Here is a 16,105-nt window from a genome sequence, read left to right as displayed (position 1 = left end):
GGGCACGTTAAGATAAGGTGGGTGAAAAACAGGGCGAACCGATGTTCGCCCTGGGGGATCAGGAAACGTGCTGCAGGAATTCGCGCAGACGGGCACTCGGCGGGTTGTCGATCAACTCATCCGGGTTGCCATCTTCCGCAATACGGCCTTTATCGATAAAGATCAGACGCGAGGCGACCTTCTTGGCAAAGCCCACTTCGTGGGTGACGATCACCATGGTCATGCCTTCTTCCGCCAGATCCTGCATCACTTTCAACACTTCGTGACGCAATTCCGGGTCCAGTGCGGAGGTCGGCTCATCAAACAGCATCATTTTTGGCTTCACCGCCAGCGCACGGGCAATCGCCACGCGCTGCTGTTGTCCACCGGACAACTCAGATGGGAAGTGATGGGCACGTTCGGCCAGGCCGACTTTACCCAGAAGCTCTTTCGCCAGACGGTGCGCCTCGGCTTTTTTAGTGCCGCGCACGCGGATGGGACCAAACGCCACGTTATCCAGCGCGTTCATCTGCGGGAACAGGTGGAACTGCTGGAACACCATGCCGGCTTCCTGACGGATCAGGCGCTCGTCGACTTTCGGGTCGTTAACCTTCAAACCATCAACAATCAGTTCGCCGCTGGTGATCTCTTCCAGCTTGTTGATGCAGCGCAGCAGAGTAGATTTACCGGATCCGGACGGGCCGATAATCACCACTACTTCGCCCTGCTGAATGGTCAGGTCGATGTTGTGCAGCACCTGGGTTTCGCCAAAATGCTTGGAGACGTTTTTAAATTCAATCACAGGATTTTCATCCTTTTCTCAATGCGACGCAGAATGAAGCTCAGCATCAGGGTAATAAACAGATAGATAACGGCCACGGCGCTCCAGATTTCCAGCGCACGGAAGTTTCCGGCAATAATTTCCTGTCCCTGACGGGTCAGTTCCGCCACGCCAATCACAATAAACAGCGAGGTGTCTTTGATGCTGACAATCCACTGGTTACCCAGCGGCGGTAACATACGACGCAGCGCTAACGGCATAATCACGTAGCGCAGCGTTTCGCGACGGGACAGGCCCAGCGCCAGACCCGCTTCACGGAAACCGTTATGGATAGACAGCACCGCACCGCGCGTAATCTCAGCGATATAGGCGCCGGAGTTGATCATGATGGTGACCACAGCTGCACTGAGCGGGTCAATGCGCAGGTCGGTGAAGGCCATTGGCAGGGCAAAATAGATGAACATCACCTGCACGACAATTGGCGTACCGCGGATCAGTTCAATAAATACCAGTGCGATATTGCGGGATATCCAGCCGCCATAAGCACGGGCAAAGCCGGCTACCAGGCCAATTATCAGACCGCCGACTAAACCGAGGACCGAAATCCACAGCGTCAGTCGGGCGCCTTCAAGCAGGGCCGGAATCGAGGGCCAGATAGCGCTCCAGTCAAACTGCATGCTTTATTTCTCCGGATCAAAAAACATATTCTGGTGGTGGTGAAAAAACGCAGGCCTGAGCCTGCGTTAAAGACTGCAAAAAATTGAATTATTTAGGCTCGCTGCCGAACCATTTTTTATACAGCGTGTTGTAGGTACCGTTCTCGCGCAGGACTTTCAGTGCGCCATTCACTTTTCCACGCAGCTCGTCGCTGCCTTTCGGGAAGGCGATGCCGTACTGCTGAGCGGAGATCGACTCACCTACCGCTTTGAACTGGCCTTTGCCGGCGGTGTTGATGAAGTACAGGATGTTTGGCGTGTCGTGCAACACGGCGTCAGCACGGTTGGTGCCCAGCTCCATGTAGGCGTTGTCGATGTTCGGGAACTGGTGCAGTTCCTTGGATTTGATGTGCTCTTTGGCGTAATCCACCGAACCGGTGCCGCTCTTCACTGCCACCACTTTACCGTCGAGGTCGGCAATGCTTTTGATCTTATCGTTGTTGGCTTTTACCATCACCAGCAGGCCGCTTTTGTAGTAGCCATCGGAGAATTCAATCGCCTTTTCGCGTTCCGGGGTAATGGTGATACCGGCCAGCGCCAGATCGATATTACGGGTCTGCAGCGCAGGGATAATGCCGCTGAAGTCCATTGGCTTCAGGGTGTATTCGATGTTCAGCTGTTTGGCGATAGCGGCCCACAGATCGACATCAAAGCCAACGTATTCGTTGCCCTGCTTAAATTCGAAAGGAACGAAGGCGGTGTCAGTTGCGACAACCAATTTCTTTTCTGCGGCGGTAGAAGAGACGGCAAACGCCAACGTCAGCGCTGCCAGGGAAAACTTAACAATCGACTTCATCTTTTTATCCTTTTTGCCGTCAGGCAAGGTCTTTGCCTGATTGAGTGCCAGCAGCCATATGAAAATATTATGCCAACTTTTCAAAATATATTGAAAACAGCACGTTGAGTCAATTTAAGCCGGGCTGGAAAGCAGGGAAATCCACAATGCATCATTATGGTGCGCTACTTTGGTGCAACGTAACCATTATGGTGCAGGGTTTCTTTTAACAAACTGAGGGATAAAAACAACTGATAGTGAAGGAGGAAATTGAATAAGTGTTAACGAAGTCTTGTTTAGCTGTGAAAAGCGTGGGGACTAGCGCAACTGGCTGTCTTTACTGCCACGGCGATTATACAGCGATGCCGCCTGCTGGTTGTCGCGCTGCTGCTGACACTGTACGCAATATTGCACGCCGGGCAGGGCCAGTCGACGGGCTTCGGGGATCGGCTCACCGCAATGCTCACAATATTCCGCGCTCACACCGTGATGGATAGCCCGTCGCGCGCGCGATACGGCATCATCAATGGTGGAATCGATCTGTTCCTGAACGGCATCGTCACGTGCCCATCCACTTGCCATACTGACCTCCAGATGCAAAAGAGCAGATGGAAAACGCCATCTGCTCTGTAATCGCTCTTTCAAGCCGCGCTAAACGCGGCGACCGACATTATTCGATATTGGATTCGATGAACCACAGGAATTTATCCAGATCGCGGGATGCCGCGGTAAAGATATCTGCTGTGTCTTCATCTTCTACTTCAGAGATTGCCTTGCGGGTATCATTTGCAACGACGGCATAACGTTCTGCCAGCGCTTTAAGATGATCCTGCACGCTGTGGATATTGAGCGGGTAACTTTTCAGCGGTGTTCTGTCGTTAACAATCTGGGTGGTGCCCAGTGCCACGCCACCTAACTGCACAACACGTTCTGCAATCGTATCCTGATGGTCGGTAATCGCGGTACGGAAACCGTCGAGCATCTCATGCACACCGATAAAGTTTGCGCCGCGCATATTCCAGTGCGCCTGCTTGGTGATCAGGGACAAATCAATGAATTCCGTAACTATGCGATTAAGCACCTCGATGGTGGCTTTTTTCTCGTCGTCGGCCACGTTGTTGCGGGTGTAAATCAGATCAGGAGATTTTGCTTTAACCAGTTTAGCGGTACTCATCATTAATATCCTCTTAATTGTGGTTGTCCTAATTAAGTACGAGATTAAGTATAGCAGCGGTTTTTAACTCTGCCGGAAAGTTACTGCCTATTAGTTGTATAGAGCAGGCCTTTCACGTCCAGGCGGTTGGATATTAAACGAATTCAGACAAATAAAATGCGAGTGATAAATATTCTCACTCAAGGTTGTTTTTATAAGGTGCTAATTTATAGGGCTTTTAAGGGTGTTATTAAACCCCAGTCAACTCGCGCGTTATTTTTAATGAATAACCCTTGCAGGATATTTCTGCCCGTTGAATCAACACGATGGTCCGCTATTAATAACCGTCGTGTTACATGATGATTAAAATCCTTACCCCACTGCAGGGGCAAGAATTATCTGAAGTTTTATTCGCGGATCTCACTGACCGGATCTATTTTCTGCTTTGAAGAACGCATGGTTAGCGTTGAACCTGCGGAGGCCAGAATGATCGCCAGCAGGCCGAGCCACTGAACGAAATTGAGGATCTCGCCGAGGAACAGCATGCCTGACAGCGCAGCCATCGCCGGCTCCAGACTCATCAAGGTGCCGAAGGTTTTAGCGGGCAAGCGCGTTAACGCCATCATCTCCAGCGAGTAGGGCAGTGCGCTGGACAGCACCGCAATCAGTAACGCGACCGGGATCAGCGACAGGCTCCACAGCCCGGCGCTGGCAAACGCCAGGCCAACCGGCACATAGATCACCGAGGCGATCAGCGATCCCATCGCCACGGTCGCCGGACCATGCTCAGACCCTGCGCGCTTACCGGCCAGGATATACACGGCCCAGAAGGCGCCGGCCACCACTGCCAGTAACGCTCCTTTCGGATCGACGCTCGAGATGTCCTGACCAATCGGCAGCAGGAAATACAACCCCAATAACGCCAGCAACACCCAGACGAAATCCAGCGGTCTTCTTGAGCCGGCCAGCGCTAACGCCAGCGGACCGGTAAACTCCAGCGCCACCGCAATGCCCAACGGCACGGTGCGCAGCGCTAAATAGAAGGTGTAGTTCATGCCGCCCAGCGCCAGGCCATACAGGAACAGCGGTAAAAACTGCTGCCGACTGAAGCGTAAACGCCAGGGTTTGAAGATAATGCAGAGGATGACGGTGCCCAGCCCCAGTCGCAAGGCGGTAATGCCGGGCGCGCCAACCACAGGGAACAGGGTTTTCGCCAGCGCCGCGCCGCCCTGAATAGAGGTCATGGCAATCAGCAGAACAACAACAGGGAGCCAGAGTGGAGATTTATCAGCAGAAGACATCCGTGAACCAACCTTATTCGTCCATCATTTTGGGAAAAAGTTCCGTTGAGTGTACTGGAAGGGGGCTAAAAACGGATCTAAAGGCGGATAAAAAAGTCCAGAAACTGTCAAAAACAGGGCCGTTTCAGTAAAGAAACGTCAGATTTTAGTAAGAATAATCTGAGTGCACATTTTTTTACATTATGATGACAAGGTTAAGGGAACTCGATAATCATAAGAGAAAAGAATGACATACGAACCATCATTAACGTCCTGTTACACCAAACATTGTGTTGGACAACAAAATCTAGGCAGAGTTTCTGGCTAAGTTTTGTTATATTTTCAGCGTTGTCAGGAGAATAAGTATTTTCACATTTGAGGTGGTTATGAAAAAAATTGCATGTCTTTCCGCACTGGCTTGTGTACTGGCCGTTTCAGCTGGTTCAGCAATGGCACAAAGCACCGTTTCTGGCGGCTACGCTCAGAGCGACTACCAGGGCGTTGCTAACAAAGCAAACGGCTTCAACCTGAAATATCGTTACGAAAACGGCAGCGATCCACTGGGTTGGATCGGCTCTTTCACCTACACCGAAAAAGATAACACTGACGCTGGCATCTATAACAAAGGCCAGTACTACGGTATCACCGGTGGTCCTGCTTACCGTCTGAACGACTGGGCAAGCATCTATGGTGTTGTAGGTATCGGCTACGGTAAATTCCAGCAGAACTCTACTACCAGCCGTGACAAATCTGATTCAAGCGACGTAGGTTTCTCCTACGGTGCTGGCATGCAGTTCAACCCAGGCATTCAGGATGTTGCCCTGGACGTTGGTTACGAGCAGAGCCGCATCCGTAACGTTGACGTTGGCACCTGGATTGCTGGCGTAGGTTACAGCTTCTAAGTTGTCACCCTCAAGCCCAGCCTGACTGGTGCTATAAAAAATCCGCCCTCAGTGGCGGATTTTTTTTGTCTGTCTGCAGTAACTGACGCTTTTAAGCGAATATTTGTGCTTCTATGAGCTTAGTTTACAATGTGGCACCCGCTGCCGTTATGCGCTACCTGGGTATCCGAGAATAAGAAGAGGAAGCTGAATGAGTCGTCGCGCCAAAAGTGCAGCGCCCGCGCCACTAAAAGATATCGAAGAGCATGTCGAAGGCTTCCGCCAGGTACGTGAAGCCCATCGTCGCGAGCTGATTGATGACTATGTTGAGCTGATTTCCGATTTAATCCGCCAGTATGGCGAAGCCCGTCAGGTGGATATGGCTGCCCGGCTGGGTGTGTCACAACCGACCGTGGCTAAGATGTTGAAAAGACTGGCCATTGGTGGGCTGGTTGAGCAAATTCCTTATCGTGGCGTGTTTCTGACGCCGGAAGGTGAGGCGTTAGCGGAAGAGAGCCGCAAACGGCACTATATTGTTGAAACCTTTTTACTGGCGTTAGGGATCAGTCCTGACACCGCGCGCCGTGATGCGGAAGGGCTGGAGCATCATGTCAGTGATGAAACACTGGCTATTTTCCAGAAGTTTTACGAAAGCCGTCAATAACCCGATCCCTTCTCAGTGAGTCCTTATGGCAACGCTGCTCAGACCTTTTTTGCAAGACCGCTTTTTGCATTTGTTAGTTCTGTTGGGCCTGATACTGGCCTTTTTTGCTCCATTCTCACTGCAGCAGCTTCCCCGGGCGGTTGACTGGCCGACCATCATCACCCTGTGTGGCCTGCTGATGCTCACCAAAGGCATCGAAGCGAGTGGTTACTTCGATGTGCTGGGTCGCAGGCTGGTGAAACGCTTCCATCGCCAACGCACGTTGGCGTTATTCCTTATTGCCGCAGCTGCCTTGCTGTCGACCTTTCTGACCAACGATGTCGCCCTGTTTATTCTGGTGCCATTGACGCTGTCGCTGCGTCGCTACTCTACGTTACCCATCGCCAGGCTGATCATCTTCGAAGCGCTGGCCGTTAATGCCGGCTCGTTATTAACCCCCATCGGCAATCCGCAGAACATTCTGATGTGGCGCCACGGTGAGGCCGGATTCGCCGGTTTTGTCTGGCAGATGCTGCCGCTGGCGGCCGTGATGGTCGCCAGCCTGCTGCTGTTAACCGCACTCTGTTTTTCCGCCAGGAAAATTGAGCTGTCAGGTGAGCAGGACAGCCCGCAGTGGCAGCGCCCGTTGATGATCGCCAGTGTGATCCTGTATGGGCTGTTTATCGTCGCGCTGGAGTTGGATCAGGCGATCTGGGGTCTGGCGTTGGTATTTGCGGTGTTTATGCTGATGGCGCGGCGGATTCTACTGAATATCGACTGGAGTCTGCTGGCGGTCTTTATTGCGATGTTTATTGATGTGTTTTTACTGACGCGATTGCCCGCGCTGCAAAGCTCACTGCACCACATTACCCAGTTGTCCGCAGGAGGGCAGTATCTTCTGGCCATCGGATTGTCTCAGGCGATCAGTAATGTCCCGGCGACGATCCTGTTGCTGAGCAGCCTGCCTGCCACCACGCTGATGGCCTGGGCCGTCAACATCGGTGGCTTTGGGCTGTTACCCGGCTCGCTGGCGAATCTGATTGCCCTGCGCATGGCAAAAGACCGCAGCATCTGGTGGCATTTCCATCTCTATTCGGTGCCGATGCTGGCCTGGGCGATGGCGGTTGGTTGGGGACTGCTTTTGATATTAAATGCGGTCTGATCTGAGGAAAGTCTGAGTTCACACCGGCCGGTCGGCCATTAAATGCGTCAGGTTGCCCATTAGGGCTGTCTGGCGCTCTTTCCTGCCCTGATTTTCATCCTGTATAGTGTCGTAAAGCTGTGTTTGATTTTGTCAGTTTTCCTTCTATTGTTAAGACAGCTTGAGTGACTTCAGGCCCGGTATGGGCTTCGCTAACTGATGAGAATTATGGCTAATCAATCGAATAATGGGTCAGATGACGACCAGCGTCAGCAGGATGACAACCAGCAGCAGGACAACAACCCGCAACAGGACAATAACGAGCCACCCGAACGTAAACGCCCCGGCAAAAAACCGCTGATTATTCTGGCGGTGGTGGTGGTGATAGCGATCGTTGTGGCGCTGTTCTTCTGGTTCACCACGCGCAATATTGAAACCACAGACGATGCCTTTACGGAATCGGATGCGATCACCATCGCGCCTAAAGCGTCCGGGTATGTCACCGAACTGCGGGTCAGAGATAACCAGCGGGTGAAAAAAGGCGATTTGCTGGTGGTAATCGATCCGCGTGACAACAAAGCGCAACGCGATCAGGCACAGGCTCAACTTGGGCTGGCTGTCGCACAGCTTCACCAGGCGCAGGCTTCACTGGAGCTTTCGAAGGTGCAGTATCCGGCGCAGAAAGATCAGGCCGTGGCCCAGCAGGCGAAAGCGCAGGCCAATTACATGAACGCGCAGGAAGATTACCGGCGTCAGCGCGGTGTCGATCCCCGTGCCACCTCGCAGCGTAATATCGATGCCGCCAATTCGCAGTTAAGAAGTGCGGCGGCTGAACTCGAAAGCGCCAAAGCGCAGGTCGAAGTCGCTTCGCAGATTAAACTGCAGATCCGTCAACAGGAAACCAATGTTGAGGCGCGTCAGCAGCAGGTCGAGCAGGCCCAGGCCCAGCTGAATACCGCCAATCTCAATCTCTCCTATACCGAAGTGCGTGCGCCTTATGATGGCTTCGTCACCAAACGTAATGTGCAGGTGGGGACGCTGGTACAGGCGGGCACCGCGCTGTTCTCGCTGGTGTCACCGGATGTGTGGGTCACCGCTAACTTCAAAGAGTCGCAGCTGGAACGCATGAAGCCGGGCGACAAAGTCGATATCACCGTGGATGCCTGGCCGGATATGAAGCTGGAAGGGCACGTCGACAGTATCCAGATGGGATCGGGCTCGCGCTTCTCCACCTTCCCATCCGAGAATGCCACCGGCAACTACGTGAAGATTGTGCAGCGCGTGCCGGTCAAAATCGTGATTGATAAAGGTCTGGATCCGAACAAGCCGCTGCCGCTGGGCCTGTCGGTTGAACCGAAGGTGACGGTGGAATGAGTCACAGCGAAAGCTGGAAGCCGGCCAGCAATCCCTGGCTGGTCGCCATGACGGTGACGCTGGCGGTGTTTATGGAAATCCTCGACACCACCATCGTCAACGTGGCGCTGCCGCACGTGGCCGGGTCGCTCTCTTCCAGTTACGATGAATCCACCTGGGTTCTGACCTCTTACCTGGTGGCCAACGGCATCGTGTTGCCGATTTCGGCCTTCCTCAGCCGCATGTTTGGCCGCAAGCAGTTCTTCCTGATCTGCATCGTGATGTTCACCATCTGCTCCTTCCTGTGCGGCATTGCCACCGAACTGTGGCAAATCATCCTGTTCAGGGTGTTGCAGGGCTTCTTCGGCGGCGGTTTACAGCCGGTACAGCAGTCGGTGCTGTTGGATTACTTCAAACCGGAAGATCGCGGCAAAGCGTTTGGCCTCTCGTCGATCGCGATCATCGTGGCTCCGGTGTTGGGTCCGACGCTCGGCGGCTGGATCACCGATAACTACAGCTGGCGCTGGGTATTCTTTATCAACATCCCGGTGGGGATTTTCAGCGTGATGGCAATCTATCAGCTGCTGGAAGATCCGCCGTGGGAACGCAAATGGGCGAAAGGTAAGCTCAGTATCGATTACATCGGTATCGGGCTGATTACGCTGGGCCTCGGCTGTTTGCAGGTGATGCTCGATCGCGGGGAAGACGATGACTGGTTCAGCTCGAACTTTATCATTACCTTTGCCGTGCTGACCGCCATCGGGCTGGTCGGTGCCGTTTACTGGCTGCTGTATGCCAAAAAACCGGTGGTGGATCTGCATGTCCTGAAGGACAAGAACTTTGCCGTTGCCAGCCTGCTGATGGCCGGGATGGCGGCCATTCTGTACGGCAGCTCGGTGGTGATACCGCAGCTGGCGCAGCAGGATTTAGGCTACACCGCCACCTGGTCGGGGTTAGTGTTATCGCCCGGCGCGGTGCTGATCGTGCTGTCGATCCCGCTAGTGTTGAAGCTGATGCCGATTATTCAAACCCGGTGGATCATTGCCTTTGGCTTTACCTGCCTGTTTGTCTCCTTTGTCTATTCGGCAACGCTGACGCCCAACGTCGATTTCACCACGCTGGTGCTGATGCGCAGTGCGCAGACGATTGGGCTGGGATTCCTGTTTGTGCCGCTGACCACCATCGCCTTTGTCACGATCCCGCAACGGCTTAACGCGGACGCCTCCGCGTTGTTTACCATGTGTCGAAACGTCGCGGGCTCTATCGGCATTTCGCTGTCAACGGCGATGATCACCGAACGCGCGCAGGTGCGCAGCGCCAATATGGTGCATAACATGTCGCCGCTGAATGAGCCGTTCAATCTGACCGTCGAGCGCTGGGCGCAGGGCGTCCGGGATTTCACCACGGCGGTGGGCGATCCGGTCACCATTGCCACCGGACAGTTGTATAAAGAGATGATTGCTCAGGCGCGTATTCTGGCCTATGTCGACGTCTTTATGGGCCTCAGCCTTGTCGCCCTGATCCTCATTCCATTTTGTTTACTACTTTCGCCGATTAAGAGCGAGGGCAGTGCTGGAGCACACTGACATGAACGTTTATCTTCCTTTTTTGCGTTCGCGGCTTAGCGCGGTGGTGGCCACGCTGGCCCTGTCTGCCTGCTCGGTCGGGCCTGATTATCAGGCGCCGAAGCCGTCAACGCCTGCGGCCTTTAACAGCATCAAAAACGACAGCGGCTCCAATCCCCAGGCCAGCGCCACCAACGCCAACTGGTGGAAATCGTTTAACGATCCGCAACTTGACAGCCTGATCGACCGGGCCATTGCCGGCAATCTGAGCCTGCAGCAGGCGGTACTGCGTATTGCCGGTGCGCGTCAGCAGCTGAATCAGGCGCGCGGTGCGTGGTATCCTTCGGTCAATGCAAACGCCTCGGCGAAACGCGAACAGCTGGGCCTGAAGGGCGAGCTGGAGTCCAATGGCGTCTACGATCAGGCCGATAATGTTGATCCGCAGGTCAGCTCGGCGCTGAACGGCCTGACCAAGCCGGTGGCGCTCTACCAGGGCAGTTTTGATGCCTCCTGGGAGCTGGATCTGTGGGGCAAAGTCCGGCGTCAGGTCGAAATGGCCGATGCTCAGCAGCAGGAGTCGGTCGAAAGCCGCAACGATGCGCTGGTGTCGCTGGAAGCCGAAGTGGCGAGAACCTATTTGCAGCTGCGTGGCGCGCAGTCCGTCAGCCAGACCTTGCAAACGCAGATCGATGTTGCTCAGCAGACGTTTGAGCTGACGCAAAGCCAGCAGCGTAATGGCCTGGCGCCGCAAATGGACGTGGAAAATGCACGCGCGCAGTTGAATTCGCTGCGAGCCCAGCTGCCGCAATACGAGTCGCAGGTCCATCAGGCCCTGAACGGTCTGGCGGTGCTGATCGGTAAGCCGCCGGGCGCCCTCGACGCAGAGCTGATCGCCAGTAAACCTTTACCGCCGCTGCCGAAAGTGGTGCCGGTCGGTTTGCCGTCGACGCTGGCCAGAAGGCGACCTGACGTGCGTCAGGCGGAAGCGAAGCTGCATGCCGCCACCGCCAATATCGGCGTCTCGGTGGCGCAGCTGTTCCCGGATTTGTCACTGACCGGGCAGTTTGGCATGCGTAACTCGGATATCAGCTATCTGGATAACTGGAGCAGCAATTTCTACAGCTTCGGGCCATCGGTATCGATTCCGATTTTCCAGGGCGGCAGATTAATTTCCAGCGTCAAGCTGGCCCGAGCAGATCAGGCCAGTGCCGCGTTAGGTTACCGTCAGACGGTGCTGACGGCACTTCAGGACGTGGAGAATGCGCTGGTCAGCTACCGTACCGATCAGCAGCAGGTGGACGGGCTGGATCAAACCGTCGAGGCAATGCAGAACGCCTTCGACCTGGCCAGCGACAGCTACAAACAGGGGCTTTCAACCTTTATTGACGCGTTGGATGCGCAGCGTCAGCTGGCGCAGGCCAAGCAGCAGGCCGCCCAGGCCCGCGTGCAGAGCAGCCTGGATCTGGTTGCGTTGTATAAGGCGCTCGGCGGCGGCTGGGAGCTTTATCAGAACGTGAAGATGCCGGACTATTCAGTATTCGGCCCGGCGGAGAGTGCCGACAAGCCGATTAATTAACCTTCATGTCCGAACGCTGAAGTTTACAAGCGTGTTCATGGCGAGCTGAAAGCCAGTAAACTGAACTAAAGACAGTGGAAAGGGTGGCGGTGTATTCGCCGCCCCTTTTTTTTGGCATAATGCGCGCTGGTTCACATACTCACATCGCAAACGAAAGGCAATCCTGTGCTAGTTTCCAGCAACGTCACCATGCAGTTTGGCAGTAAGCCGCTGTTCGAAAACATCTCTGTCAAATTTGGCGGCGGCAACCGCTATGGCCTGATCGGTGCCAACGGTAGCGGCAAGTCCACCTTTATGAAAATCCTCGGTGGGGATTTGGTTCCTTCTGCCGGCAACGTATCGCTCGATCCTAACGAACGCATCGGTAAGCTGCGCCAGGATCAGTTCGCCTTCGAAGAGTTTTCCGTGCTGGATACGGTGATCATGGGCCACGGCGAGCTGTGGGCAGTGAAAGAAGAGCGCGACCGCATTTATGCGTTGCCAGAAATGACCGAAGAAGACGGCTATAAAGTGGCCGATCTGGAAGTCAAATATGGCGAAATGGACGGTTACACCGCAGAAGCCCGCGCTGGCGAACTGCTGTTAGGCGTGGGGATTCCGCTGGAGCAGCATTACGGCCCAATGAGCGAAGTGGCACCCGGCTGGAAGCTGCGTGTGTTGCTGGCGCAGGCCCTGTTCTCCAACCCGGAAATCCTGCTGCTCGACGAACCGACGAACAACCTGGACATCGATACCATTCGCTGGCTGGAGCAGGTGCTGAACGAACGTAACAGTACCATGATCATCATTTCGCACGACCGTCACTTCCTGAACATGGTCTGCACCCATATGGCCGATCTGGACTACGGCGAGCTGCGCGTTTATCCGGGCAACTATGATGAATACATGACCGCGGCAACGCAGTCACGTGAGCGTCTGCTGTCTGAGAACGCCAAGAAGAAAGCGCAGATCAACGAACTGCAGTCTTTCGTCAGCCGCTTCAGCGCCAACGCCTCGAAGTCCCGTCAGGCGACCTCCCGTGCCAAGCAGATCGACAAGATCAAACTGGATGAAGTGAAAGCCTCCAGCCGTCAGAACCCGTTCATTCGTTTTGATCAGGACAAGAAGCTGTTCCGTAATGCGTTGCAGCTTGAGTCACTGACCAAGGGATTCGATCAGGGTCCGCTGTTCAAGAACGTTAACCTGCTGCTGGAAGTCGGCGAGAAGCTGGCCATTCTGGGCCCGAACGGTATCGGTAAAACCACGCTGCTGAAAACGCTGGTCGGTGAATTGCAGCCGGATAACGGTGAAGTGAAATGGTCTGAGAATGCCCGTATCGGCTATTACGCGCAGGATCATGCTCACGACTTCGCCAACGATCTGAACGTGTTCGACTGGATGAGCCAGTGGAAGCAGGAAAGCGATGACGAGCAGGCTGTGCGTGGCATCCTCGGTCGTCTGCTGTTCAGCCAGGACGACATTAAAAAGCCCGCTAAAGTGCTGTCCGGTGGTGAGAAAGGCCGCATGCTGTTTGGTAAGCTGATGATGGAAAAACCAAACGTGCTGATCATGGATGAACCGACCAACCACCTGGATATGGAATCCATCGAAGCGATCAACATGGCGCTGGAGATGTATGAAGGCACGCTGGTGTTCGTTTCCCATGACCGTGAATTCGTCAGCTCGCTGGCAACCCGCGTGATCGAAATGACGCCGGGCAAATTCAACGACTTCACCGGTAACTACGAAGACTATCTGCGCAGTCAGGGCATCAACTGATTTTGACTCAGAACTGACAGAACGCAATAAGGGGACCTTCGGGTCCCTTTTTTATTGGGTTGCGCGCAGTTATCCCATCTCAACCCGGTTTTTACCGGACATTTTCGCCTGGTACAGCGCCTTATCGGCCTGACCAATCAACGCATGGCGCGAGTTATCCGGCAGGCCACCCTGCATTACGTGGACGCCAATGCTGATGGTGACGATTTTAGCCGCGTGATGGCTATTCTGATGGGGGATGGCCATGGCCGCCACCGATTCAAGGGCTGAGCTGGCAAAGCGCAGGGCGCCTTCACCCTCGCAGTCTGGCAGGATCACCGCAAACTCTTCGCCGCCGTAACGGGCGATCATATCGTCCGACCGGTGTGACACCTGCAGCAGCGCATCACCGACGCGTTTCAGGCAGTCATCGCCGGACAGATGCCCATAGGTGTCGTTAAAGTTCTTAAAGGAGTCGACATCAATCATCAGCAGCGCCAGCGGTTTTCGCAGCTTATTGGCGCGTTCCATCGCCCGATCCAGATAGAGGTCAAACTGTCTGCGGTTCGCTAACCCGGTCAGGCTGTCTACCAGTGCCAGCGTTTGCAGCGTGCGGTTCATGCTGGTGAGCTGTTCACGCACCTGAGCCAGTTCGGCCTGATCGCGGATATTCTGGCTAAGATTGCGCAGCAGGAAATAGCCCAGCACAAAAATCGCCAGCAGCAGCAGACAGCAGAGGATCAGATAGATCAGCAGATCGGTAAACCAGGCATGAACCAGCTGCTTACGATCGTAACCGACGGTCACCACCAGCGGATAACGTTTGAGGCTGGCATAGCCAAACACCCGTTCCACGCCGTCTAATGCCGACTTATAGGTTGCGGTCCCATTCGGCGAGGTTTTAAGCAGATCGGTAAATAACGGGCTATTGGCAATATTGCGGTTGATGGTGCTGTCAGGGAAGGGACGGGCGTAAAGGATAGTGCCGTTATTGACGATCAGCGCAATTAAACCTCGCTCGCCAAGATTGTAATAGCCAAATATCTGCCGGAAATAGTCGATGCGCAGGGTCGCCAACAGCACGCCACGGAAGGAGCCATCGCTATTATTCAGCCGCATGGAAACCGGAATAATCAATGCGCCGGTAGTGCGGCTACGGATCACCTCACTGATATGCACACCGGGATCGGTATGCTGCTGATGATAGCGAAAGTATTCACGATCCTGATTGTTGCTGTGCTGCTTTAGCGCGCCTTCTGACGTCACCACCCAGTTGCCCTGACTGTCATACACAAACAGCCCGTGCAGCTGTGGCAGTGACGCCTTGCGATCGGTAATCAGCGAACGCAGGTATTCCTGCCGCTCTTTATCCAGACCCACCAGGGTAATGCGATCGCGCAGATCCTGTAAGGTCAGTTCGACCTGCAAAAAGGAGTCTTCCGCCTGTCGGGAAACGGATTGCGACAGGTTGCGCGCATCGTTTTGCGTCTCGTCGACCATCCGTTCCCAGGTGTTGAACACCACCCAGGCCGTGACCATCACCACCGCACCGCCGATCACCAGCAGAAAGACAATCAGCATCTTTCTCAGGTTGAGCAGGTTGACGTCTGGCTGTGGACGGGGCTCCGCGGTCATAAACAAAACGCTCCTTTAGTACCGGCATTAACTCGCCTAACTATAGTGGCTGCGGGTAAAGGGCGTTGTTTTAACTGTGGAAAAAGAGCAGAAGTGGGCGCTTAGTAGCAAAAACGCCCAACAAGCAGAGGAAAATATCAGTGACCGCAGACCTCACAGGCCGGATCTTTCGCCACCTTCATTTCGCGGAATTGCAGCGTCATCGCGTCATACATCAGCAGTTTTCCCGGCACCGGGTTGCCAAAGTCGCTCAGCACGCGAATCGCTTCCATCGCCTGCAGCGAGCCAATCACCCCGACCAACGGCGCCATCACGCCTGCTTCGACGCAGCTGAGCGTGGCATCGCCAAACAGGCGGCTGATGCAGCGATAGCAGGGTTCATCCTGCTGCCAGCGAAAGACGGCGATTTGCCCTTCCATACGGATGGCCGCGCCCGACACCAGCGGCGTTTTACTGGCGTGACACAGCCGGTTTAGCTGTTCACGGGTGGCCACATTATCGCTACAGTCCAGCACCACATCCTGCTGGCCAATCAGCTCAGCCAGTTGCGCATCATCCAGCTGCTGGTTGATGGCGTCGAGGCGGATATGCGGGTTGATCTGGCTTAACTGCTGGCGGGCAGAATCGACTTTCGCCTGGCCAATCGCACTGTCGCGATGCAAAATTTGCCGCTGCAGATTGGAGAGCGAAACCGTGTCGAAATCCAGCAGCGTAAGCTGGCCCACGCCAGCGGAAGCGAGGTAGGGCGCGGCGGCACATCCCAATCCGCCCAGTCCGACAATCAGCGCTTTAGCGGCTTTCAGCTTCTCCTGGCCGTCAAAGTCAAAGCCGCGCAGCACAATCTGGCGATTGTAGCGCAGGCTCTCTTCGTCGCTGAGTTCAGGCAGCAT

At 54.7% G+C, this 16,105-nt stretch carries 15 protein-coding genes; 7 read left to right on the top strand and 8 right to left on the bottom strand.

The annotated features are described in order from the left end of the window. Positions 1 to 58: 58 nt before the first annotated feature. From glnQ to rhtA, 6 genes are all read right to left on the bottom strand, one after another. Complete coding sequence (gene glnQ, locus ACXKZG_RS15210; RefSeq protein WP_013201454.1) at positions 59 to 781, bottom strand: glutamine ABC transporter ATP-binding protein GlnQ; 723 nt, start codon at positions 779 to 781, stop codon at positions 59 to 61. Next, positions 778 to 1,437, bottom strand: a complete 660-nt coding sequence (gene glnP / locus ACXKZG_RS15205) for a glutamine ABC transporter permease GlnP (RefSeq protein WP_013201455.1) — start codon at positions 1,435 to 1,437, stop codon at positions 778 to 780. The genes glnQ and glnP overlap by 4 nt, the downstream gene beginning before the upstream one ends. 88 nt (positions 1,438 to 1,525) lie before the next feature. Next, the gene (gene glnH, locus ACXKZG_RS15200; RefSeq protein WP_488875100.1) at positions 1,526 to 2,272 is read right to left on the bottom strand and encodes a glutamine ABC transporter substrate-binding protein GlnH; all 747 of its coding nucleotides are present in this window, start codon (positions 2,270 to 2,272) and stop codon (positions 1,526 to 1,528) included. A gap of 297 nt (positions 2,273 to 2,569) precedes the next feature. Next, a complete protein-coding gene (locus ACXKZG_RS15195) occupies positions 2,570 to 2,833 on the bottom strand; it encodes a DksA/TraR family C4-type zinc finger protein (RefSeq protein WP_013201457.1) in 264 nt (87 codons plus the stop codon). Positions 2,834 to 2,921: 88 nt separating this feature from the next. Then, positions 2,922 to 3,425: a DNA starvation/stationary phase protection protein Dps gene (dps, locus tag ACXKZG_RS15190; protein ID WP_013201458.1), complete on the bottom strand. Its 504-nt coding sequence runs from the start codon at positions 3,423 to 3,425 to the stop codon at positions 2,922 to 2,924. Positions 3,426 to 3,811: 386 nt separating this feature from the next. Then, positions 3,812 to 4,705 (bottom strand): threonine/homoserine exporter RhtA, encoded by an 894-nt coding sequence (gene rhtA / locus ACXKZG_RS15185; RefSeq protein ID WP_013201459.1) that lies wholly within the window; start codon positions 4,703 to 4,705, stop codon positions 3,812 to 3,814. A gap of 365 nt (positions 4,706 to 5,070) precedes the next feature. Here rhtA and ompX point away from each other — a divergent pair, with 365 nt between their 5' ends. The 7 genes from ompX to ACXKZG_RS15150 all read left to right on the top strand — a co-directional run bounded on the left by ompX (position 5,071) and on the right by ACXKZG_RS15150 (position 13,601). Then, on the top strand, positions 5,071 to 5,586 hold the full coding sequence (ompX, locus tag ACXKZG_RS15180) for an outer membrane protein OmpX (protein WP_013201460.1): 516 nt from the start codon (positions 5,071 to 5,073) through the stop codon (positions 5,584 to 5,586). 190 nt (positions 5,587 to 5,776) lie between these two features. After that, positions 5,777 to 6,229, top strand: coding sequence for a manganese-binding transcriptional regulator MntR (mntR, locus tag ACXKZG_RS15175; protein WP_013201461.1), 453 nt, complete (start codon positions 5,777 to 5,779; stop codon positions 6,227 to 6,229). A 25-nt stretch (positions 6,230 to 6,254) separates the two neighbouring features. Further along, positions 6,255 to 7,370, top strand: coding sequence for an SLC13 family permease (locus ACXKZG_RS15170; RefSeq protein WP_013201462.1), 1,116 nt, complete (start codon positions 6,255 to 6,257; stop codon positions 7,368 to 7,370). Positions 7,371 to 7,568: 198 nt separating this feature from the next. Further along, the gene (locus ACXKZG_RS15165; protein ID WP_371732132.1) at positions 7,569 to 8,723 is read left to right on the top strand and encodes an HlyD family secretion protein; all 1,155 of its coding nucleotides are present in this window, start codon (positions 7,569 to 7,571) and stop codon (positions 8,721 to 8,723) included. Next, on the top strand, positions 8,720 to 10,288 hold the full coding sequence (locus tag ACXKZG_RS15160; protein ID WP_105759398.1) for a DHA2 family efflux MFS transporter permease subunit: 1,569 nt from the start codon (positions 8,720 to 8,722) through the stop codon (positions 10,286 to 10,288). The genes ACXKZG_RS15165 and ACXKZG_RS15160 overlap by 4 nt, the downstream gene beginning before the upstream one ends. A gap of 1 nt (position 10,289) precedes the next feature. Then, on the top strand, positions 10,290 to 11,843 hold the full coding sequence (locus tag ACXKZG_RS15155; RefSeq protein WP_455915093.1) for an efflux transporter outer membrane subunit: 1,554 nt from the start codon (positions 10,290 to 10,292) through the stop codon (positions 11,841 to 11,843). Positions 11,844 to 12,008: 165 nt separating this feature from the next. Continuing rightward, complete coding sequence (locus ACXKZG_RS15150; RefSeq protein WP_041691954.1) at positions 12,009 to 13,601, top strand: ABC-F family ATPase; 1,593 nt, start codon at positions 12,009 to 12,011, stop codon at positions 13,599 to 13,601. A gap of 69 nt (positions 13,602 to 13,670) precedes the next feature. Here ACXKZG_RS15150 and ACXKZG_RS15145 read toward each other — a convergent pair whose 3' ends face one another. Both ACXKZG_RS15145 and moeB read right to left on the bottom strand, forming a co-directional pair. Further along, on the bottom strand, positions 13,671 to 15,215 hold the full coding sequence (locus ACXKZG_RS15145) for a sensor domain-containing diguanylate cyclase (RefSeq protein WP_488875099.1): 1,545 nt from the start codon (positions 15,213 to 15,215) through the stop codon (positions 13,671 to 13,673). Positions 15,216 to 15,352: 137 nt separating this feature from the next. Further along, positions 15,353 to 16,105 carry a molybdopterin-synthase adenylyltransferase MoeB gene (gene moeB / locus ACXKZG_RS15140; protein ID WP_053145861.1) on the bottom strand — a complete coding sequence of 251 codons (753 nt, stop codon included), beginning with the start codon at positions 16,103 to 16,105 and terminating at the stop codon, positions 15,353 to 15,355.

It is taken from the genome of Erwinia sp. 2186, assembly GCF_057812255.1.
This window is presented reverse-complemented; position numbering and strand designations above follow the sequence as displayed.

Coding starts and splice junctions, on each gene's coding strand:
- glnP (WP_013201455.1), bottom strand. CDS start 1,437: ATGCAGTTTGACTGGAGCGCTATCTGGCCCTCGATTCCGGCCCTGCTT.
- glnH (WP_488875100.1), bottom strand. CDS start 2,272: ATGAAGTCGATTGTTAAGTTTTCCCTGGCAGCGCTGACGTTGGCGTTT.
- ACXKZG_RS15195 (WP_013201457.1), bottom strand. CDS start 2,833: ATGGCAAGTGGATGGGCACGTGACGATGCCGTTCAGGAACAGATCGAT.
- dps (WP_013201458.1), bottom strand. CDS start 3,425: ATGAGTACCGCTAAACTGGTTAAAGCAAAATCTCCTGATCTGATTTAC.
- rhtA (WP_013201459.1), bottom strand. CDS start 4,705: ATGTCTTCTGCTGATAAATCTCCACTCTGGCTCCCTGTTGTTGTTCTG.
- ompX (WP_013201460.1), top strand. CDS start 5,071: ATGAAAAAAATTGCATGTCTTTCCGCACTGGCTTGTGTACTGGCCGTT.
- mntR (WP_013201461.1), top strand. CDS start 5,777: ATGAGTCGTCGCGCCAAAAGTGCAGCGCCCGCGCCACTAAAAGATATC.
- ACXKZG_RS15170 (WP_013201462.1), top strand. CDS start 6,255: ATGGCAACGCTGCTCAGACCTTTTTTGCAAGACCGCTTTTTGCATTTG.
- ACXKZG_RS15165 (WP_371732132.1), top strand. CDS start 7,569: ATGAGAATTATGGCTAATCAATCGAATAATGGGTCAGATGACGACCAG.
- ACXKZG_RS15160 (WP_105759398.1), top strand. CDS start 8,720: ATGAGTCACAGCGAAAGCTGGAAGCCGGCCAGCAATCCCTGGCTGGTC.
- ACXKZG_RS15155 (WP_455915093.1), top strand. CDS start 10,290: ATGAACGTTTATCTTCCTTTTTTGCGTTCGCGGCTTAGCGCGGTGGTG.
- ACXKZG_RS15145 (WP_488875099.1), bottom strand. CDS start 15,215: ATGACCGCGGAGCCCCGTCCACAGCCAGACGTCAACCTGCTCAACCTG.
- moeB (WP_053145861.1), bottom strand. CDS start 16,105: ATGCTGCCTGAACTCAGCGACGAAGAGAGCCTGCGCTACAATCGCCAG.